This window comes from Acinetobacter sp. V89_7 (assembly GCF_029967895.1).
GTDB lineage: Bacteria > Pseudomonadota > Gammaproteobacteria > Pseudomonadales > Moraxellaceae > Acinetobacter > Acinetobacter soli.
In genome coordinates, this window is sequence record NZ_JASCAJ010000001.1 from 13,268 (window position 1) to 31,884 (window position 18,617).

At 45.2% G+C, this 18,617-nt stretch carries 17 protein-coding genes; 12 read left to right on the plus strand and 5 right to left on the minus strand.

Annotated features, from left to right (window positions below):
* Positions 1-3: 3 nt before the first annotated feature.
* From recF to dnaA, 3 genes are all read right to left on the minus strand, one after another.
* Positions 4-1,086 (minus strand): DNA replication/repair protein RecF, encoded by a 1,083-nt coding sequence (gene recF, locus QLG00_RS00050; protein ID WP_004944545.1) that lies wholly within the window; start codon positions 1,084-1,086, stop codon positions 4-6.
* A gap of 15 nt (positions 1,087-1,101) precedes the next feature.
* On the minus strand, positions 1,102-2,250 hold the full coding sequence (dnaN, locus tag QLG00_RS00055) for a DNA polymerase III subunit beta (RefSeq protein WP_004933506.1): 1,149 nt from the start codon (positions 2,248-2,250) through the stop codon (positions 1,102-1,104).
* A gap of 162 nt (positions 2,251-2,412) precedes the next feature.
* Positions 2,413-3,807, minus strand: a complete 1,395-nt coding sequence (gene dnaA, locus QLG00_RS00060) for a chromosomal replication initiator protein DnaA (protein WP_048763243.1) — start codon at positions 3,805-3,807, stop codon at positions 2,413-2,415.
* 662 nt (positions 3,808-4,469) lie between these two features.
* On the opposite strand from dnaA, the gene rpmH reads away from it, so the two are divergent.
* The 12 genes from rpmH to QLG00_RS00120 all read left to right on the plus strand — a co-directional run bounded on the left by rpmH (position 4,470) and on the right by QLG00_RS00120 (position 17,642).
* The gene (gene rpmH / locus QLG00_RS00065; protein WP_000831329.1) at positions 4,470-4,604 is read left to right on the plus strand and encodes a 50S ribosomal protein L34; all 135 of its coding nucleotides are present in this window, start codon (positions 4,470-4,472) and stop codon (positions 4,602-4,604) included.
* Between the two features lie 23 nt (positions 4,605-4,627).
* A complete protein-coding gene (gene rnpA, locus QLG00_RS00070) occupies positions 4,628-5,023 on the plus strand; it encodes a ribonuclease P protein component (protein WP_171076850.1) in 396 nt (131 codons plus the stop codon).
* A 10-nt stretch (positions 5,024-5,033) separates the two neighbouring features.
* Positions 5,034-5,354 (plus strand): membrane protein insertion efficiency factor YidD, encoded by a 321-nt coding sequence (yidD, locus tag QLG00_RS00075; protein WP_004933497.1) that lies wholly within the window; start codon positions 5,034-5,036, stop codon positions 5,352-5,354.
* Positions 5,355-5,359: 5 nt separating this feature from the next.
* On the plus strand, positions 5,360-7,108 hold the full coding sequence (gene yidC / locus QLG00_RS00080; RefSeq protein WP_004933491.1) for a membrane protein insertase YidC: 1,749 nt from the start codon (positions 5,360-5,362) through the stop codon (positions 7,106-7,108).
* 96 nt (positions 7,109-7,204) lie between these two features.
* The gene (gene mnmE / locus QLG00_RS00085; RefSeq protein ID WP_004944540.1) at positions 7,205-8,560 is read left to right on the plus strand and encodes a tRNA uridine-5-carboxymethylaminomethyl(34) synthesis GTPase MnmE; all 1,356 of its coding nucleotides are present in this window, start codon (positions 7,205-7,207) and stop codon (positions 8,558-8,560) included.
* A gap of 477 nt (positions 8,561-9,037) precedes the next feature.
* A complete protein-coding gene (locus QLG00_RS00090; protein WP_282470313.1) occupies positions 9,038-10,105 on the plus strand; it encodes an HlyD family secretion protein in 1,068 nt (355 codons plus the stop codon).
* Positions 10,106-10,141: 36 nt separating this feature from the next.
* On the plus strand, positions 10,142-11,692 hold the full coding sequence (locus QLG00_RS00095; protein ID WP_119690693.1) for a DHA2 family efflux MFS transporter permease subunit: 1,551 nt from the start codon (positions 10,142-10,144) through the stop codon (positions 11,690-11,692).
* Positions 11,693-11,914: 222 nt separating this feature from the next.
* Complete coding sequence (locus tag QLG00_RS00100) at positions 11,915-12,673, plus strand: hypothetical protein (RefSeq protein ID WP_227265873.1); 759 nt, start codon at positions 11,915-11,917, stop codon at positions 12,671-12,673.
* Positions 12,670-14,274 carry a GH3 auxin-responsive promoter family protein gene (locus tag QLG00_RS00105; RefSeq protein ID WP_282470314.1) on the plus strand — a complete coding sequence of 535 codons (1,605 nt, stop codon included), beginning with the start codon at positions 12,670-12,672 and terminating at the stop codon, positions 14,272-14,274. Before QLG00_RS00100 ends, QLG00_RS00105 begins: the two co-directional genes overlap by 4 nt.
* Positions 14,275-14,295: 21 nt before the next feature.
* Positions 14,296-15,597 carry a TolC family protein gene (locus QLG00_RS00110; protein WP_104125291.1) on the plus strand — a complete coding sequence of 434 codons (1,302 nt, stop codon included), beginning with the start codon at positions 14,296-14,298 and terminating at the stop codon, positions 15,595-15,597.
* 12 nt (positions 15,598-15,609) lie between these two features.
* On the plus strand, positions 15,610-16,773 hold the full coding sequence (locus QLG00_RS00115; protein WP_282470315.1) for a hypothetical protein: 1,164 nt from the start codon (positions 15,610-15,612) through the stop codon (positions 16,771-16,773).
* Positions 16,774-16,946: 173 nt separating this feature from the next.
* A complete protein-coding gene (locus tag QLG00_RS00120) occupies positions 16,947-17,642 on the plus strand; it encodes a DsbC family protein (RefSeq protein ID WP_004944519.1) in 696 nt (231 codons plus the stop codon).
* Between the two features lie 33 nt (positions 17,643-17,675).
* On the opposite strand, the gene QLG00_RS00125 is transcribed toward QLG00_RS00120, so the two are convergent.
* Positions 17,676-17,933: a GlsB/YeaQ/YmgE family stress response membrane protein gene (locus tag QLG00_RS00125; RefSeq protein WP_004933462.1), complete on the minus strand. Its 258-nt coding sequence runs from the start codon at positions 17,931-17,933 to the stop codon at positions 17,676-17,678.
* 156 nt (positions 17,934-18,089) lie between these two features.
* Positions 18,090-18,617 (minus strand): hypoxanthine phosphoribosyltransferase, encoded by a 528-nt coding sequence (hpt, locus tag QLG00_RS00130; protein ID WP_004933458.1) that lies wholly within the window; start codon positions 18,615-18,617, stop codon positions 18,090-18,092.

Consider the following 18,617-nt stretch of genomic DNA (forward strand, 5'->3'; position numbering starts at 1 on the left):
AAATCAACGTGAAACAGCATGAACTTGACCATGGTCAACATTGTATAATTGATAAGAAATAGACAGATCATCTAAATGTTGAGTCACAGCCTGATGATCTAAAGTGGTAATAAAAACTTGACTACCCAATTGGCTCAATCGTTCAATTAAACGTCGTTGCGCGTTACTATCTAATTCTGCTGTCAGATCATCTAATAATACCACAGTTTCCTTATTACTCGCATGTAACATTGCAATCTGTGACAGTTTTAGTGCCATCATGAGCAATTTCTTTTGCCCACGTGACAAGACATCATCCGCTGCACCGAGTGGCGTTTTTAAGCGTAAATCGGCACGGTGCGGACCGTATTCGGTGTAGCGTCGTTCAAGATCTTTTTCATGGTAATTGAGCAGATCTTGCCACAGCCCGACCTCAGTATGAAATCCAGGACTGTATTCTAGCTCGATCTCAAGCTCAGGAAGCAAATGCGCAAGATCTTGCTGAAAAAACCCTTTCCAGCGCTCGACTGTGACCAGACGCTGCGAATGCAGCATTTCGCCGTAATCACTGAGCATTTTGTTCCACGGTTCAAGTTCAGCAAGCGTGAGCTGCCGCTTGGTTTTGAGCAGCATATTACGCTGCTTGAGCGCGCGTGAATAATATTGCCAAGCAAAATAAAACTCAGGTTCCACGTGGAACATCAACCAATCGAGTAGTTGTCGACGCGGCTTGGCGCCGTAATCGATAATGTCAGTACTTTGTGGGTCTAGATGTTGTAAAGGCAATAGTTTGGCCAATTGACCTTGAGTGGCTACGGTGTCGCCATTGACCTTGATCAATTGCTCACCCGATGCCAGCTTTTGCATACCAATTTTTTCAGATATCGATTGGGCAAAAACAATGGCATCCTGCGCATCGTGCTGAATATAATGTTTCGGCATATGCGTTCGAAAAGAACGCCCGGTCGCCAAGAGATGTATCGCCTCTAAAATCGAGGTTTTTCCAGAGCCGTTTGCGCCGTAAAAAATATTAAACGGTTGCAATCCACAGAGAGCAACCGTTTTTAAATTGCGCACACGTTCGATGTTTAAACGCGTAATTTGCATCAGCGGATCGGCAGGTTATACGCGCATTGGCATGACCACATAGGTCTGATCAGGATGCGCAGCGTCTTGTACCAAAACCGACTGATTGGCTTCAGTCATACTCATACTCACATCGTCACCATCTAGAACGTTCAGTACTTCGAGTAAATACTGCGCATTAAATGACATTTCGAGTGGCGTATTTTGATACTGAATTGCTAAATCTTCAATCGCTTCATCTTGCTCTGGGTTATTCGCACGCAGTTGCAAAACGTCTGGATTAAAATTCAGAAACACGCCACGCAACTTTTCATTACTCAAGATTGCCACACGCTGCAATGACTGCTTAAAGACATCGTGAGCGATTTGTACATGTTTGTCGCCACCACGTGGAATGACGCGGCGATAATCTGGAAATTTGCCATCAATCAGCTTGGTGGTAAAGCGTACCGTAATCGGATGCTGCTCTTTGTCACGGTTGGCAATATGAATGGTCACATTTAACAGTTCACGCCCAATCAACAGGCTCAGTTGATCATCTTCAATACTCAATAGACGCTGTAACTCACCCACTGCCTTACGTGGCACAATCGCTTGTACCGCTTGAGTCGCTGTTGAGGACGCCTGAACTTCGCATAAAGCCAAACGGTGACCGTCGGTGGTCACTGCACGTAATTGATTTTGATCAATTTCAAGCAAAGTGCCTGTTAAATAAAAACGTACATCTTGCACCGCCATGGCAAAAGATGTTTTTTCAAATAATCGCTTTAATTCACGCTGAGTCACCTGAACCTGTGTGCCCTGACTGCTTTCTGTGGTCAGCAGTGGATAATCTTCAGCAGGTAAAGTCCCCAGCACAAAGCGGCTATTGCCCGACTTTAAAATACAACGCTGATCTTCAGTAATTTGCAGATCAATCAGTGCCGCAGAAGGAAGAGATTTACAAATATCGACCAGTTTACGTGCTGGAACTGTAGTTTCACCGACTTCAAGGCAAGCCCCCTCTGCCAGTGTGGTGCTGGCCACCAATTCCACTTCCAGATCAGATCCAGTGATGGTCAAAGCCTGCGCATTAGCCTGAATTTTCACATTGGAAAGAATATTCAATGTATGGCGACGCTCCACAGCGCCGACCACATGAGAGAGAACATTGAGTAAACTTTCTTTGGCTATTTTTAGTCGCACGTTTTAACCCTTAAACTCAAAAAAACTAAAAAGTATTCTAACCTAAATTGTCTGAAAAGATAGGATGAAAATTGCGATCCGATGTTGACGGTTAACACGATTACGAAATGGCCTGAATCACTTGATCAGGCCATGCAGCGATAAAAAGTGTATGAAGAACATCTAGCTTTGCAACAAACGCAGCAAATTCTTGTAATCTTCATTAAAAATAGGATCGTCCTGCCTTAAGCTCTGCACTTTTTCGCAGGCATGCATGACCGTACTATGATCACGCCCACCAAAAGCCATGCCAATTTCAGGGAAACTGTCGCCGGTGAGTTCACGTGCCAAGCCCATTGCCAACTGACGTGGACGGGCATAAATACGGGTACGTTTAGGTCCAATTAATTCTTTTAAAGGTATACGGAAATATTCACTGACCACACGCTGAATATTTTCCACACTGATGGTTCGCGCACGAATCGCCAGCACGTCTTTGAGTGATTCTCGGACCACATCCAGATCGATCTGCGAGCCTTTAAAGCGTGCAATCGCGACCACTTTATTTAATGCACCTTCAAGTTCACGCACATTGGCCACCACTTGCTGTGCAATAAACAATGCACAGTTACGCGGTAAATCCACGCCGCTGTTCTCTGCTTTTTTAAGTAAAATTTCGATACGTGTTTCAATATCGGGTGGCTCGACGCCCACCGATAATCCCCAAGAAAAACGTGAAACCAAACGCGGATCGAGTTCGGTTAATTCTTTTGGATAACGATCTGAGGTCAGAATAATCTGTTTTGACTCATCAAGCAGCGCATTAAAGGTATAGAAAAACTCAACCAAACTGGCTTCTTTACCGGCCAGCAAATGGATATCGTCGACTAAAAGTAAATCCAGTGAACGACAATTTTTCTTAAATTCTTCTACTTTGCCTTTTTGCAATGAACTGACAAAGTCCTGTACGAAACTCTCTGCGGTCATATACATCACGCGTGCATTTGGCTTGGCTTGTAACAATGCATTGCCCACCGCTTGCATCAAGTGAGTCTTACCCAATCCGGTCGGGCCATACAAAAATAACGGATTATGCTGAGAGGCACCTAACTGTGTGAGCACTTTACGACAAGTTTCGGCAGCCATCTGGTTGGAGCGACCTTCAACAAATAGCGAAAAGGTAAACAGTGGATTGAGTAAACGCTTTTTTGAATTTAAAACTTTCGCATTCGATGCAGGTGCGGTATCGGTGCTGTCTTTTTTGACTTTATTGATTACGGGTGCTGTGGATAACGCTGCCGTCGTGGTTGCGGGTTGTTCAGCTGGGGATAAAATTGCGCCCGGACGTGAGTCGACCAAAATCTCGACCTGACGGATTCGGCCTTCAGACAACTGTTCGGCCAAAATAGAAATTAATTCAAGGTGATGTTCTTGTATATAACGCGTCCAGTAAGGATTTGGCGCGTATAGACGTAGACGATCCTCCGTCTCTTCGGCTACCAAAGGACGAATCCACATCGCAAAGACATTATCAGAGAGCTCTTGTCGCAAGCGAGTTAAGCAGTCCGTCCAAAGCATGTGAATCCCCTTAATTTAAATTCAAAAACCACAATATCCACCCACCCTTCTTGAAAAGGGGTGGCCATTCTAACCAAGTTATCCACATCTGTCATGAAGGATTATCTTGATTTTGTCTAAAAAGAAAACGCTTACGCTATAAATTTAAATTCAATTGACTTGTGGATAAGGTTTTCCACATCCTGTGGATAGTTTTTAGGGATAAGTTATCCACAATCTGTGAATGTGATTAAAACAAGCTTATCCACAACCCATCTTATTGGTTTTTAAATTTAAAATAGGCTATTCCACAGAAAAAGTTATCCCTAATAAGAATAAATTTAAATTTTAAAATTTGAATTTATTTAATAAGCGTTCATGTCTTGTGGATAATTTAGCGAGATATGAATTTAAATTCAAATCAAGAGGATGACGCTATCGATCAAGTTAAAGCTGTTGATAAGGTTGAGAATAAGTACCAAATATACAAAAAAATGCCCTAAATCTAAAGTATTAGTTTGTGTATAACTTTTGTGTGATCTTTCAAGTACTAGTTTTGCCAGATATGATCTGAGCTCTCGACAGACATTTAAATGTAAAGATTCCTGTTTTTCATTGACAGTGTAAAGATTGCACAATACAATCGCGAACCTTTACAGAAAGATCAATATGGGAGTTTCGACATGAAACGTACTTTCCAACCTTCGGAATTAAAACGTAAACGCGTTCATGGTTTCCGTGCTCGCATGGCTACAAAAGCTGGTCGTCAAGTATTGGCTCGCCGTCGTGCAAAAGGTCGTCACAGCTTAACTGTTTAATCACAGTTAGCTGATACGATCGGGTGATGACACTTTATAGCTTCAGCACAGAGGTAAGATTACGCTGTGCTGCAGATTACCAAGGTGTGTTTAATGGTGCGCTTTTTAAAGTGCATCAGCCCCACTTCTTGTTTCTTGCGAAACCGTCCGAGCACGCAAAAAGTCGCTTGGGGGTGATTGTCGCCAAGAAAAAAGTGCGCCGTGCGCACGAACGAAATAGAATAAAACGACTTGCTCGTGAAAGCTTTCGCTTGCATCAGCAACACGTCGGTTTACTTGATATTGTGGTCATGCCTAAGATAGGTATTGAAGCGGTATCTAATGCTGATTTGCATCAGCAGCTTGAGTTTGCTTGGCAAAAACTTTTTCGTCAGGCTAAAAAATATCAAAAAGTAGCTGTTTCTCCTTCTTTGCATTAGAGATGCGCCAATGGTTCGTATCCTTCATTGGTTGATTCGTTTTTATCAAATCGCAATTAGTCCGATGCTTGGTCCTCGTTGCCGGTATATTCCGACCTGTTCTCAGTATTCCCTCGAAGCAATTCATACGCATGGTGCAGTCAAAGGCACTGGACTGGCTATTCGCCGGATCTGCCGCTGTCATCCGTGGGGTGGATCGGGTTATGACCCCGTGCCGTCAAAAGCAATTCATTTTATTTCGTTTCAGCAAATAGATTCTCAAACGCATCACGTTGCTGTACCCTTTCGTGATCGTTTAATGAACCTAAATCACTCTAACCACTTGGGGTAATAGATATGCAACAATGGGCCAGGTTTGCAATTCTCGGGGCCATGTTTGTCACGGCATATTTGCTCATTTTGGCTTGGCAAAAAGATTATGGTCATGCAAATACACCCGTACAGCCACAAACGGCTGCTGCAGTGTCGCATGATGTGTCTGCTGATTTGCCAAATAGCCAAGCAGCTGCTACGTCTTCTGACGTACCGCAAGCAAATATTGCTGCCCAGCAAACACCGACAGCTGCTCCAGCATCTGTAAGTCAACAGCTTATTTCAATACAGACTGACCTTTATCACCTTTGGATCAATCCAAAAGGTGGTGATATTGTGCGTATTGAATTACTTAATCATGATCAAAGCAAAAACAGTGATCAACCGTTTGTAATGCTTGAAAGTGATGCCAAACGTACCTATGTCGCACAGTCGGGTTTGATTGGCTTAAATGGTCCTGACAGCAGCCGTGCAGGTCGTCCGGTCTATGATGTAGAAAAATCTGCATACACCTTAGCCGATGCTAAAGAAGTGAAAGACAAAGACGGCAAGCTGGTTAAAACGCTTACTGTTCCAATGGTCTACAAAACAGCAGATGGTGTGGAAATCATCAAGCGTTTTACTTTCAAGCAAGGCGATTATCCAGTTGTAGTGAGCTATCAGGTGGTCAACCGCAGTCAGCAAAACTGGCAGGGTCAAATGTTTGGTCAAATCAAACGAGACAACTCTGAAGATCCAGGCAAGTCTGATCAAGGTATCTTCACACTTGGCACTTTCTTAGGCGGTGCATGGGGTTCTCCTGACGAGCACTACAACAAGCTGAAGTTTGCCAACTTCTCAGACGAGAAGTTAAACGTAGAAGCCAAAGGTGGTTGGGTGGCGATGGTTCAGCACTATTTTGTAAGTGCATGGATTCCAGGTCATTTTGGTGAGCAGGCGTATACCGCCAAGCTTGAGTCGCGCAAATCTGCCGATAACATGAACATTATTGGTTTTACTTCTCCAACCATTAATGTGCCTGCGGGCAAAACCATGACCGTGGATGCGACGTTCTATTCGGGTCCAAAAATCCAATCTGAACTCAAAGATCTGGCTGTCGGACTCAATCAGACTGTCGATTATGGTTGGTTATGGCCAATCGCAAAACTACTGTTTATTGGTTTGCAATTCTTCCATAACATCGTCGGCAACTGGGGCTGGTCAATCATTTTATTGACCGTTTTAGTGAAACTCATCTTGTGGCCGCTGTCGTCAAAGAGCTATCGCTCGATGGCCAAAATGCGTGTGATTGCACCTGAAATGCAGCGTATGAAAGAAGAGTTTGGCGAAGACCGCATGCGTTTCTCCCAAGAAATGATGGCGCTTTACAAGCGTGAGCAAGTCAACCCGTTGTCTGGATGCTTACCGCTGTTGTTACAAATGCCAATCTTCTTGGCCTTGTACTGGGTGCTCATGGAAAGTGTCGAGCTTCGTCATGCACCATGGATGCTCTGGATTCAAGATTTGTCTGCAATGGACCCATGGTTTATCTTGCCGCTTTTGATGGGCGCGACCATGTTCATTCAGCAAATGCTGAACCCGCAACCGGCAGATCCAATGCAGGCTAAAGTGTTCCGCATTATGCCGATCATTTTCACGGTATTCATGTTGTTCTTCCCTGCTGGCTTGGTGTTGTACTGGATTGTCAACAACAGTATTACCATCACACAGCAATGGTTTATCAACAAAAGCGTTGCTAAATCACGTGAAAATAAAGTTGAAACGACCTCGTAATTGAGCGAGACGCAACAGCTGAATAAATCCGCTTAAGATGTTACGCTTAAGCGGATTTTTTATTGAACCGCCTTCTTTTTGTTTTTAGGTTTTTGTATGCACTATCAAAGCACAATCGCCGCAATTGCCACTGCACCCGGGCGTGGCGGTGTGGGTATGATCCGCTTGTCAGGCCCTAAAGCCTACGCAATTGCCGAGCAGTTGACCGCTAAGGCCTTGCCCAAAGCTCGAATGGCTGGCTTTCGACAGTTTTACGATGCACAGGCACAGGTGATGGATGAGGGATTGCTACTGTGCTTTCCAAATCCTCACTCTTTTACTGGCGAAGATGTCGTGGAGATTCAGGGACACGGCGGGCCGGTGATTTTAAATGCCATCTTGGGCCGGCTACTCGAACTTGGAGCACAAGCTGCCAAAGCGGGTGAGTTTTCCATGCGCGCCTTTGAAAATGGCAAACTGGATCTGGTGCAGGCCGAATCGATTGCCGATTTGATTGATGCCACTTCACAGGCCGCTGCACGTTCAGCAGTACGCTCATTACAAGGCGCATTTTCAGTTAAGATCAATGCAGTACTGGAAAAGTTGATCCATTTACGCCTGCATGTAGAAGCTGCGATTGATTTTCCTGAAGAGGAAATTGATTTTCTGGCCGATGGTAAGATTTTGGGATTACTCGAAGATGTCTGTGATTCGGTGTCTCAGGTTCAGCGTTCTGCACGTCAGGGACAATTACTACGTGAAGGTTTACAAGTGGTGATTGCAGGCAAACCCAATGCCGGTAAATCGAGTCTGCTCAATGCTCTGGCCGGAAATGAACGTGCCATTGTGACGGATATTGCGGGTACCACACGTGATGTGCTGCATGAAAAAATCAGTCTGAATGGATTGCCCATCACCCTCACCGATACGGCGGGACTGCGTGAGACAGGTGATGTGGTCGAAAAAGAAGGGATTCGCCGCGCCATCAAGGAAATCGAGCAAGCCGATCTGCTGTTATTGGTGTATGACTTGAGTCAAGGTGAGCATCCACTGGATTTGGCGCGGGAATATTTTGCTGAGCATTTAGATCCGCGTCGGCTGGTGCTTATTGGTAACAAATGTGATTTGATCGATACCCCTTCGCATGCCGAGCAGTTTGAAGGCTTTCGACATGTATGGGTTTCGGCCAAACAAGAAACTGGTGTTCAGGCGCTCATAGAAGCGATTACAGCGCATGCGGGCTTTCAACCTGAAGAAGATACCTTTATTGCCCGTACCCGTCATATCGATGCAATGAAGCGCACTCAGCTACATTTGCATGAGGCACGTGAGCAACTGGTGGTGTATCACGCAGGTGAGTTGGTGGCCGAATCGTTGCGTCTGGCTCAAAACGCTTTATCGGAAATTACCGGTGAATTTAGTGCCGATGACTTGTTAGGCAAAATTTTTGGCTCATTTTGTATTGGCAAATAATAGTCATTCTCATGTATAATTCAAAGCATTTCCCTTTTTTTAGGGAAATGCTTTTTTAATTTTTTTATCATTGATTTTCAATCATTTTTTTAATTCTTCTTTTTAATATTTTCGCTTAACTTGAGCAAATTGCACCAAAATACTGAAAAATTCGGTAAATCAGTTAATTTTTCATGTAATTGACACGATTCACAATACACACTATTGTTTGTGACCCAGGGGTTTAATGATTATTAATTTGACAATTTACGCACTTCATTTGGGTTAAAGTGTCAAATAGATAATAAAATTTAGATGAAAAATCACTTAATAATAATGTGTAGTTAGCGGGAAAGCATACGATTAGGGCAGCCGCCTGTAGGGGAATCGTGCGACCTGTTTTTTCATTCTATTCAAGCTCCTCACCCATGATGCATTGATGCATGTTGCTGTGTAAAAAATAATCATTTAAATTAAAGTGTTATAAGGTCAGACACAATGGATGAGCTTCCTGTTCCGCATAATCAGCCAGAACCTGATTATGCTCGTCGGAAAAAAATCGCTTGGGGGATTTTCACCCTTTTGTTTTTAGGTATTCTGCTGGGGGTGTTGTATTACTGGTTTGTGTATCGTTTCTATGAGTCGACCGAAAATGCCTATGTTAAATCAGATTTAACTTGGATTATGCCCAAGGTTTCTGGTGAAGTGCTGGCACTTTATGTCCATGAAAATCAAACGATTGAAAAGGGTAAGCCACTGGTTGCACTGGATAATCGCGATTTACAAGCCCGTGCAGATCAAGCCAAAGCGATGGTGAATCTGAAACAAGCTGGTCTTTCGGTACAAACTGAAAATGAGAAATCCGCACAGGCCAGCATTCAAGAAGCCCAAAGTGCACGTGATGCGGCAGCGGCAGATGTAAGCCGCTTGAGCGCAGATTTTCGTCGTTATCAGCAATTACTGAAAGAGGGCGTGATTACACGTCAGCGTTTTGAAGCCACTCAGGCTGAATATTTGACTGCACAGGCACAGTTAAATAAGGCACAGGCAGCGATTCAAGCTGCACAGGCTCAGTTTTCCAGTGTTCAGGCGGGACGCACACAATTGTATGCCGATCTAGACAACGCCAAAGCCACCGTCAAACTTTACGATATCGATTTAAATGCTTCTGAAATTGTCGCGCCAGTATCTGGAAAAGTCGGCAGTCTCGCTGTTCAGATTGGTTCCAGAGTTAATCCACAAACTCGCCTGATGGCGATTATTCCCAAAAATAGCCTGTATGTAGAGGCCAATTTTAAAGAAACCCAGATTGAAAAAATGCGCGCAGGACAACGCGTGAGCTTGATACTCGATGCCTATCCGAGTCTGACCTTTAACGGTCAGGTACAAAGTTTCTCTCCTGCTTCTGGTGCAACCTTTTCTATGATGCCGCCAGATAATGCCACGGGTAACTTTAACAAGGTGGTGCAACGCATTCCAGTGCGTATTTCGATTCTTCCACATCCGCAGATTGATCTGATCAAACCGGGGATGTCGGTGGTGGCCAAAGTGGATTTGAGAAGTTAACGAGGCTCAAACCATGATGCATGAGGATCGAACCACATGACCGTTTCAGCTCAGACTAACCAGTGGAATTTTGAACCTCGCGTGGCGTGGGTGATTTTTGTTGCCATGATTTTTGGCAATTTTATGGCCATTTTAGACATTCAGATTGTGGCCAGTTCACTCAACGAAATTCAGGCAGGCATGAGCGCCAGTCGCTATGAAGTCACTTGGGTGCAAACGGTCTATCTGATTGCTGAAATTATCGCGATTCCGATGTCGAGTGTTTTGTCGCGGATTCTTTCTACCCGTGTTTACTACACCTTGTGCGCGGTCGGATTTACCTTCAGTTCATTATTATGTGCACTGGCATGGAATCTGGAAAGCTTATTGGTGTTTCGCGCCCTACAAGGCTTTATGGGCGGCGGGATGATCCCGACATCTATGACCGCGCTATTTTTACTGTTTCCCGAAGCCAAACGTGCAGTGCCATTGGTGCTGTTTGGAATGATCAGTACCTTGGGGCCCGCGATTGGGCCCACGATTGGTGGCTGGCTAACCACCAATTTTTCGTGGCACTGGATGTTCCTGATCAATATTATTCCGGGGATTATTATTTCGGTGGTGGTGTATGCCAATCCCGCGATTGACCGTGCCAATTATAAATTGGTTCGAGAACTGGACTGGTTTAGCTTGGTCGGCATGGCTATGTTTTTGGGAGGACTGGAGTATTTCCTCGATGAAGGTGGTCGCTATGACTGGTTTGCCGATGTCGGTGTACGGGTCGCGTTTTTGGTGAGTCTGTTGGGCGCGATGATTTTCTTTTATCGCAGTTTTGTAACCCCCAAACCTTTGCTGGATCTGAGTGTATTTAAAAATAAAAACTTCACCTTAAGCTGCATGATTACCTTTGTGATTGGCATGGCCTTGTATGGTTTGGGCTACATGATTCCAGTCTTTCTAGGGCAAGTACGCGAGATGAATAGCAGCCAGATTGGCCACATCATGATGGTCACCGGCATTGTAATGTTCTTCTTCGCGCCAGTACTGGCATGGTTAATTCCAAACTTTGATGCGCGTAAAACAGTTTTTGTGGGCATGTTGATGGCGGCATTTGGTGTCTGGCTGAATGCGCATTTAACCATTCAAAGCGATTACGATTTTATGTTTTGGCCGCAAGTGTATCGGGGAATTGGCCTGATGATTTGCCTGATTGTGATTTCACAGTTGGCCATGAGTACCCTGCCCGAACACAAGATTGCCGATGCCAGTGGAATTTATAACCTGATGCGAAACATTGGCGGAGCCGTAGGGCTGGCGCTGATCAATTCACGTATTGACTGGCTGACGGCATGGCATAGCAATGAACTCAATAGTGGCCTCACTCCAGACAACTGGATTTTTGTCGAAAAGATGGCGCAATTGAAGGCGCAGTATGCTGAATTGGGCGATCTTTCCGAGCAGTTGGCCACGCAAGTCATTTATCAGCAAGTCCATTATCAGGCCCTTGCATCAAGCTTTAACGATTTATTGAAACTACTGGCCATGATCATGCTGGTGATGGCTTTTCTTACCTTTTTTATGGATCGGGGGAAAAAAGTCTCACTCTAAATGTTCAGGTTAGTGACCTATGGGGAAAAATATTGTTGCAGTAAAAAATAAGGCAATCCGGCCACTCGCTCTCAATGCTGGATGCCAGTTTAAACAAGTTAAACAAGAAATGTTTATTCATTATCAAAAATAATAGGGGTCAGTTTGATGTCATCTATCGAATTAACACAAGCCACCGAGGTGGTGAGCACAAAATCTAAAGTAAAACCACGCGGGCGTTATATGAAGCGTGAAGATATCTCTTCAGAATATCTAGACCAGATGTATGAAATTTATTCAGAGTATTATGCCAATACGCGTAAGTCGATCTTTTTGGAGGATTTTAAAAAGAAACACGGCGCTATACTGATTTTGCACCCGAAGCGCAATGAAGTTGTGGGTTTTTCAACAGTAGCGCTCCATCAATTTACCCTCAACAATAAAAACTATACCTTCTTGTTTAGCGGCGATACCGTGATTCAAAAAGAATTCTGGGGCTGCCGCACCCTGCAAACCACCATGATGAAGCTGCTGATCAAACTGCGCTTTCGCTTTCCGTTTGATGAGCTGTATTGGCTCCTGATTTCGAAGGGCTACAAAACTTATCTACTTTTGGCCAATAACTATTTTGTTTACTACCCGCACCATGAGGGTAAGCACGCGCACCTGAAACCGATTGTTGAGCATTACTGCAAAACCTATTTTAATGAGTATTTTGATCACGACAGTGGTTTACTCAACTTTGGTAGTGACTATCAGCCCCTTAAAGCCGATGTTGCGCCAATTACGCAGCAGATGCGTCAGGATAATCCTAAAATCTCGTTTTTCGAGCGTGAAAATCCGACTTGGGTTCAGGGTACAGAATTACCATGTATTGGCCGTCTGGCATGGCAGGATGTACTTCGCTTTCCACTACGTATGCTGACCAAACCGGCCAGCAAGGGCAAACAAAGCAGCAAATCACGCCCATCCTACAATACCCCAGAAGGGGCATCTTCATGATGAAGTCCATGGCAATCACGCCGCTCTCGCATCAAGTGCTCAAGCTGTTCTGTCGTCAGACCGATCAGCGTTTTCAAAAGCAAAAAAATGCGCTTGAACAGGTGCAGCGTGAAAAACTTGAAAAGATTTTGCAGATGTCTACACTCGCCCAGCAGGCGGGTGTGACCGACTATGAAAGCTTTAAAACACGTTTTCCGGTCACGCGCTATGCGCAGTGGCGTGACCAGATCACGGCCTGTCGAAGCAGTAAAACTACGTTGTCGAGTAGCAAGTTGGTGCGTTATCAGCCGACCAGCGGATCGAGTGAGCAGATTAAGTTTATCCCTTACACACAGGCATTTTTAGATGAACTCGATGCCGCAATTGCACCGTGGCTGTCGAGCATGTACCGCAAATGCAATCAACTCGATCGCGGCACGCATTACTGGTCGGTATCATGGTTACCCGAAAGCCAGCGTGAAGTACTCAAAGATGAAAATCTCAATGATGACAGTGCATTGCTTGGTTTGGGAAAACGCATTTTATCGAAATTTACCCAAGCCGTACCGAGTGATGTCTCCTTTGCTGCCCAAGCCGATGATGCGTTATTTGCAACTTTATGCTATTTGGTGGCAGATGCAGATCTGGCCATGATGTCGGTGTGGAGTCCCACCTTTGCGTTGCAATTACTTGAAAAATTAAACGAACAAGCCGAAGAGATTGGTCAGGTCTTACAAAGCGGAACGTGGCAGCAGCGTGCAGCTTCATTGCGTCAAGTCAAAGCACCACACCAGCCGCAGCGAGCGCTGTTGCTGGCTCGCCTGATGCAACAGTCACCACTGGATTATCAGCAGTTGTGGCCAAAACTGAGTCTGGTGTCGAGTTGGGATACCGCAGGCTCAAAACAATGGGCAGCCAGCTTACATGCAGCACTGCCGTTTGCGCAGTTTGAAGGGAAAGGATTGTGGGCCACTGAAGGCGTGGTGACGATTCCCTACGACGATTGCTATCCTTTGGCCTATCACAGTCATTTTTATGAGTTTGAATACTTAAGTGGGCCGCGTCAGGGCGAAATCGTTGCTTCATGGGAACTGCAATTAAATGATCATGTCAGTCCAGTCCTCACGTCGGGTAATGGTTTATTACGTTACTGTCTCGACGACAGCCTGCGTGTGACCGGTTTTTTTGGTCAAGTGCCTTGTTTTGAGTTTCAGGGACGCCGTTTTGGTGTCGATCTGGTGGGGGAAAAGCTCTCTCCAGATGTCGCTCACAGCTTGATTACGCAGCTTAAACAGCAACAGATACAGGCCGTTTCTCTGTTTGCGGTAGATACCCAGCAACAGGCCAAACCGTTTTATTGTGTTTTGGTAGAGGGTGAGACGAGCCAGCAGGTGTGTGTCCAGCAAATCGATCAGGCGCTTCGTCAGCACTTTCACTATGAGTTGGCACGTGACTTGGGGCAGCTCGATCAGCCACGCGTCTGTTATGTCGACAATGGCTGGGAAGGTTATAAGCACGTGGTCATGCGAGAAGGAATGATCGAGGGCAACATCAAGCCCGAACCGTTAAAAAAAGTCACTTTATCGAGCCTTGAACACATGTTATGTGCCGAGCCTGTCTAGCGGGATGTTGTGGAATCTGTCATGAAACAATTACATTGGTTGGGTTTGCTGGGAGTATTGATTGCGCCGAATGTCTGGTGTATGACCCTGCAAGATGCCGTGCAAAGTGCGCTGAGCTATGAGCCACAATTGAAAATTAGTGATTTAAGAGTGGGACGTGCCGAAGCCGAATTACAACAGGCCGAGCGTCGTTATGGGCTTAATGTCAGTGTAGAAGGACGTTTAGGCGTAGGACAAGTCGATAATCCACCCAATTACAGCCCGTTATTTTCAATTGATGAAAGTTTTCGGCGCACCCGTAGCCTGATGCTGAAATTTGATTATCCCCTCTACACGGCGGGACGTGAACGCCTCGGAATCGAGCTGGCCAAAACGCAAATAGCTGCGCAGTCACAGGCCTTGAGTGCACAGCAATCGACTACGGTTTTACAAACTGTGCAGGCCTACAGCGAGGTACTCAAGCAAGAGGCGATCCGTACCCTCAAGCTAAATGTGCAAAGTACGCTGCAACGTTCGTTCAGCGATGCACAAAAGCGCTTGAATGCGGGGGTGATCACCCGTGCCGATCTGGCCAAGATCGAGGCGCAGTTGGCACAGGCACAGGCCGATACCATGCGTAGCGAGGCGCAGCTCAAGATCAGTCAAACCCGGTTTTATCAACTGACAGGTCAAGCTGCAGATCACTTAGAAACACCCATTGAATTACCGCCAATTCCTGGCTCAATTGACGATATTGTCTATTCGATAGAACAGCACCCAGCATTGCAACAAGCCCGCTTAGATGCGCAATCTGCGCAAAAACAATATCGTTTAAGCAAATTGGAACTTAAACCGTCGATTGGCCTGACGGGGCGAGCGGGAATGCAATATGAAGAAAAAGATGGTGAAAGTAAGGGCTATCTGGTGGGATTGCAGTTTAATGTTCCGCTTTATGACAGTGGCTTAAACAAGGCCAATCGACAAAAAGCTACCGTGGATGTCGCGCTGGCCAGCCAAAAAATGAATGCGCTGCAACAGTCGCTTCAGCAGCAGGCACAAACCACATATTTACAATTACAGGCCGTACGACAAAACAAGCGTGCACTCGATCAGGCCATTCAGTCGGCCACGATTGCGTTACAGTTCACCAAACGGGAGCTGGAATTTGGCACCAAAACCAGTAGCGATGTACTCAATGCCGAACAAAGCCTACTCGATGTCAAAACGCAAAAAATCCTCAATCAGCAAGATGAGCTTGTTTTAACGTATCAATTATTGGATCAGATGGGACGCCTCTCCAGCGTGTTTACAGTCGCATCGAATGATGCTCCCCCGATGCCATAAGGACTAAAATTCATGAACAGTGCCGAGCAAATCGTAACCAAAAAGCCGCAAGGAATTGAAGTCCGTCATGTGGCGACAAGTGATGATCAAGAACTACGAAAACTGGTCAGTCTGCCGATGACCACGCGAGGGCTGACACTCAGTTTTCAGCGCGAACCAAGTTATTTTAAAGCCAGTCAAGTGATTTATACCCAAATTGACAGTACCGTAGCGCAGGATCACAGTACTGGTTGCTTAGTCGGGTGTTACAACATTGGTCTGCGGCCCTGTTATGTTAATGGCACCGTAATGCCGTTTCGCTACGGGGGCGATTTGCGTCTTTCACCGCAAGTGCGTGGTAAAGCCGTGTTGAAGCAGATGACACCGCATTTTAAAACCAGTTTAAAAAATCCCGATTTTTGTCAGATGATTATTTTTGATGACAACATTGCCGCGCGCCGTGCCATACAAAGTGGTCGGCTGGGCTTTCAGTATTTTGATGAAGGACTCATTGAAACCCTAACCCTGACGGGCTTTAAACACGCACAGTTTCCTAAAACGCTGCTGCATGCCAAGCAATCGATCGATTTGTCAAAGCTCAAGCGTTGCGTCGCTACAGCGGCCCATATCGAGCAAATGAATGCATTTATCCAGCAGATGGCAGCGCACTATAACTTTATTCCAGCCTATGACTTTGCGCAGCTATTGCACAACGATCCGTATTTTCAGGGTTTAACTTTAGATGATTTTCAGCTTTACTTTGAGCAGGATCGTTTGGTAGGAATGTTTGGTTTATGGAACCAAAGTGGATTTAAACAAAGTAAGGTGCTCGATTATAGTAAAAAAATTCAGACCTTTCGTCCGCTTTACAATGTGTGGGCCAAACTCAATGGCCGTATTCAACTGCCAAAAAAAGGACAATCGTTTAAGTATCATATTTTGCATTCACTGCTGTGTGAACCTGAACAACTCGCGCTACACGACGCCATGTTGCGTGATGCCTTCAAGTTATCTAAACAACGGGGAATCGACGCGATTACCTTTACTTTATCGCATAAAGACCCAAGACAGCGGCTCAACGCCTATTATAAAGGCGATGTGTTGGTTGGCATGCATGGCTTTTTAACCTTCGAGCAAGATCCTCGGGCGCAGTTTGATGTAGCTCGAATTCCTTTTTTGGAGGCAGGACGCATTTAACGACGAAAGCAGTCTTTCGGGGCTGCTTTTTCCAATATAACGAGGCTTAAATCTCATTTCGATGATGATTCACGTGTTCCACGTGGAACCACATCTGCTTCACTATAAATTACAACATACTTTTTTAGCGATTCGACTACACTGCACTTTTTTAAGCAATGAAGGGCGTGGCGATGAAAGTTCGTGTAATGATGGCATTGTTGGCAGCGATGACGGGTGTGGCACATGCCAATCTGCAAAACGTACAACAGCATCTGCAAACTCAATACCCCAAGCTCAAAATTGAAAATCTAGAAAAAACGGCGATGAATGGCCTTTATAGCGGAACCTTGGACAATCAGGTGGTGTATATCGGCGAAGACGCAGAACATATATTTGTGGGTTCAATGATTCGCCTGAAAGACCAGCGCAATCTGACCAAGGATCTGGTGATGCAAAATAATCGCATTCGCTGGAGTGATCTGCCCTTGCAGGATGCGATTAAAACCGTAAAAGGTAATGGTAAACGCCAGATCGCGGTATTTTCAGATCCAAATTGCCCTTATTGCAAACAGCTTGAGCAAAATTTGAGTCAGCTCAACAATGTGACCATTTATACTTTTCTTTATCCGCTCAAAACGCAATCTGTTACACCATCAAAACAGGTTTGGTGCTCAGCAAATCGCAGCTATGCATGGAAGAATTTAATTTCGAACAATGTCGCACCACAGGCCAACGCAAACTGTACTACGCCTGTAGAACGTAATCTGGCGCTGGGCGAACGCTTGAAGATTCAGGGCACGCCGACCTTGTTTTTTGCCAACGGACTAAAAGTGACTGGCGCACAAAGTGCAGCGCAGATTGAACAGGTGCTCAGCGAGATCAAGTGAGGCAAGATGTTGCCTCATCTTGAATCTAACCGTTTAGGCGTTACTTCGTTTGGTAATCAGGTTGTAAATAAACAAGATCACGATTGCCCCAATCACAGAGGCAATAAAGCCTGCACTGGAGTTATTGCTGTATAGCCCGAGTAGTCGGCCGCCATAAGTTGCCAGTAAAGAGCCAGCAATACCGAGTAATGTTGTCACGATGAATCCGGCTTTATCGTCACCGGGATGAATCGCGCGTGCAATCAGGCCTGCGATGAAACCCACGACAATTGCCACAATTAATGACCACATGGATGTTCTCCTTGTTTCTCATTTTTTTGGTTTTACATGATGTTGTTTGATTATGATGAAACGAAACCGATCAAAGTGACAGAGAAACTCAGATACATCCTGTAGGTGTTTTGTGCAGAGTGTAAACAAAAAAATGGTGCGATTGCACCATTTTTCTTAAAGACCGATTTCGCCAATAAACGGCAAATGACGGTATTTTTGATCGTAATCGAGTCCGTAGCCCACAATAAAACGATCTTCAACTTCAAAGCCTAAGAATTTGACTTCAAGCTCGATTTCACGGCGTGAAGGTTTGCTCACCAGCGTACACAGCTCAATAGAATTCGGTTCACGCGTTTGCAAGATTTCCAAAACCTTGCTCAAGGTATTGCCAGAGTCAATAATATCCTCAACCACCAGAACATCTTTACCACGAATTTCGCCGTCTAAATCTTTTAAGATTCTGACATCTCGGCTCGATACCGTGCTGGCACCATAGCTTGAAACCGTCATGAAATCGAGTTCATGTGGTTTTGCAATCGCACGACATAAGTCGGCCATAAAAATAAATGAACCACGCAACAGGCCAATCAGGACCAGATCTTTGTTGCTGTTGGCATAGTGAGCATTAATTTGTTCACCGAGCTGCTTTACTTTGGCTTGAATCTCTTCGGCAGAGATCATTACGCTCATTTCGACGGTCAT

Coding starts and splice junctions, on each gene's coding strand:
- yidD (WP_004933497.1), top strand. CDS start 5,034: ATGGTTCGTATCCTTCATTGGTTGATTCGTTTTTATCAAATCGCAATT.
- QLG00_RS00105 (WP_282470314.1), top strand. CDS start 12,670: ATGATGAAGTCCATGGCAATCACGCCGCTCTCGCATCAAGTGCTCAAG.
- QLG00_RS00120 (WP_004944519.1), top strand. CDS start 16,947: ATGAAAGTTCGTGTAATGATGGCATTGTTGGCAGCGATGACGGGTGTG.
- QLG00_RS00115 (WP_282470315.1), top strand. CDS start 15,610: ATGAACAGTGCCGAGCAAATCGTAACCAAAAAGCCGCAAGGAATTGAA.
- QLG00_RS00100 (WP_227265873.1), top strand. CDS start 11,915: ATGAAGCGTGAAGATATCTCTTCAGAATATCTAGACCAGATGTATGAA.
- QLG00_RS00110 (WP_104125291.1), top strand. CDS start 14,296: ATGAAACAATTACATTGGTTGGGTTTGCTGGGAGTATTGATTGCGCCG.
- recF (WP_004944545.1), bottom strand. CDS start 1,086: ATGCAAATTACGCGTTTAAACATCGAACGTGTGCGCAATTTAAAAACG.
- QLG00_RS00095 (WP_119690693.1), top strand. CDS start 10,142: ATGACCGTTTCAGCTCAGACTAACCAGTGGAATTTTGAACCTCGCGTG.
- hpt (WP_004933458.1), bottom strand. CDS start 18,617: ATGACCGTCGAAATGAGCGTAATGATCTCTGCCGAAGAGATTCAAGCC.
- QLG00_RS00090 (WP_282470313.1), top strand. CDS start 9,038: ATGGATGAGCTTCCTGTTCCGCATAATCAGCCAGAACCTGATTATGCT.
- rpmH (WP_000831329.1), top strand. CDS start 4,470: ATGAAACGTACTTTCCAACCTTCGGAATTAAAACGTAAACGCGTTCAT.
- yidC (WP_004933491.1), top strand. CDS start 5,360: ATGCAACAATGGGCCAGGTTTGCAATTCTCGGGGCCATGTTTGTCACG.
- mnmE (WP_004944540.1), top strand. CDS start 7,205: ATGCACTATCAAAGCACAATCGCCGCAATTGCCACTGCACCCGGGCGT.
- QLG00_RS00125 (WP_004933462.1), bottom strand. CDS start 17,933: ATGTGGTCATTAATTGTGGCAATTGTCGTGGGTTTCATCGCAGGCCTG.
- dnaA (WP_048763243.1), bottom strand. CDS start 3,807: ATGCTTTGGACGGACTGCTTAACTCGCTTGCGACAAGAGCTCTCTGAT.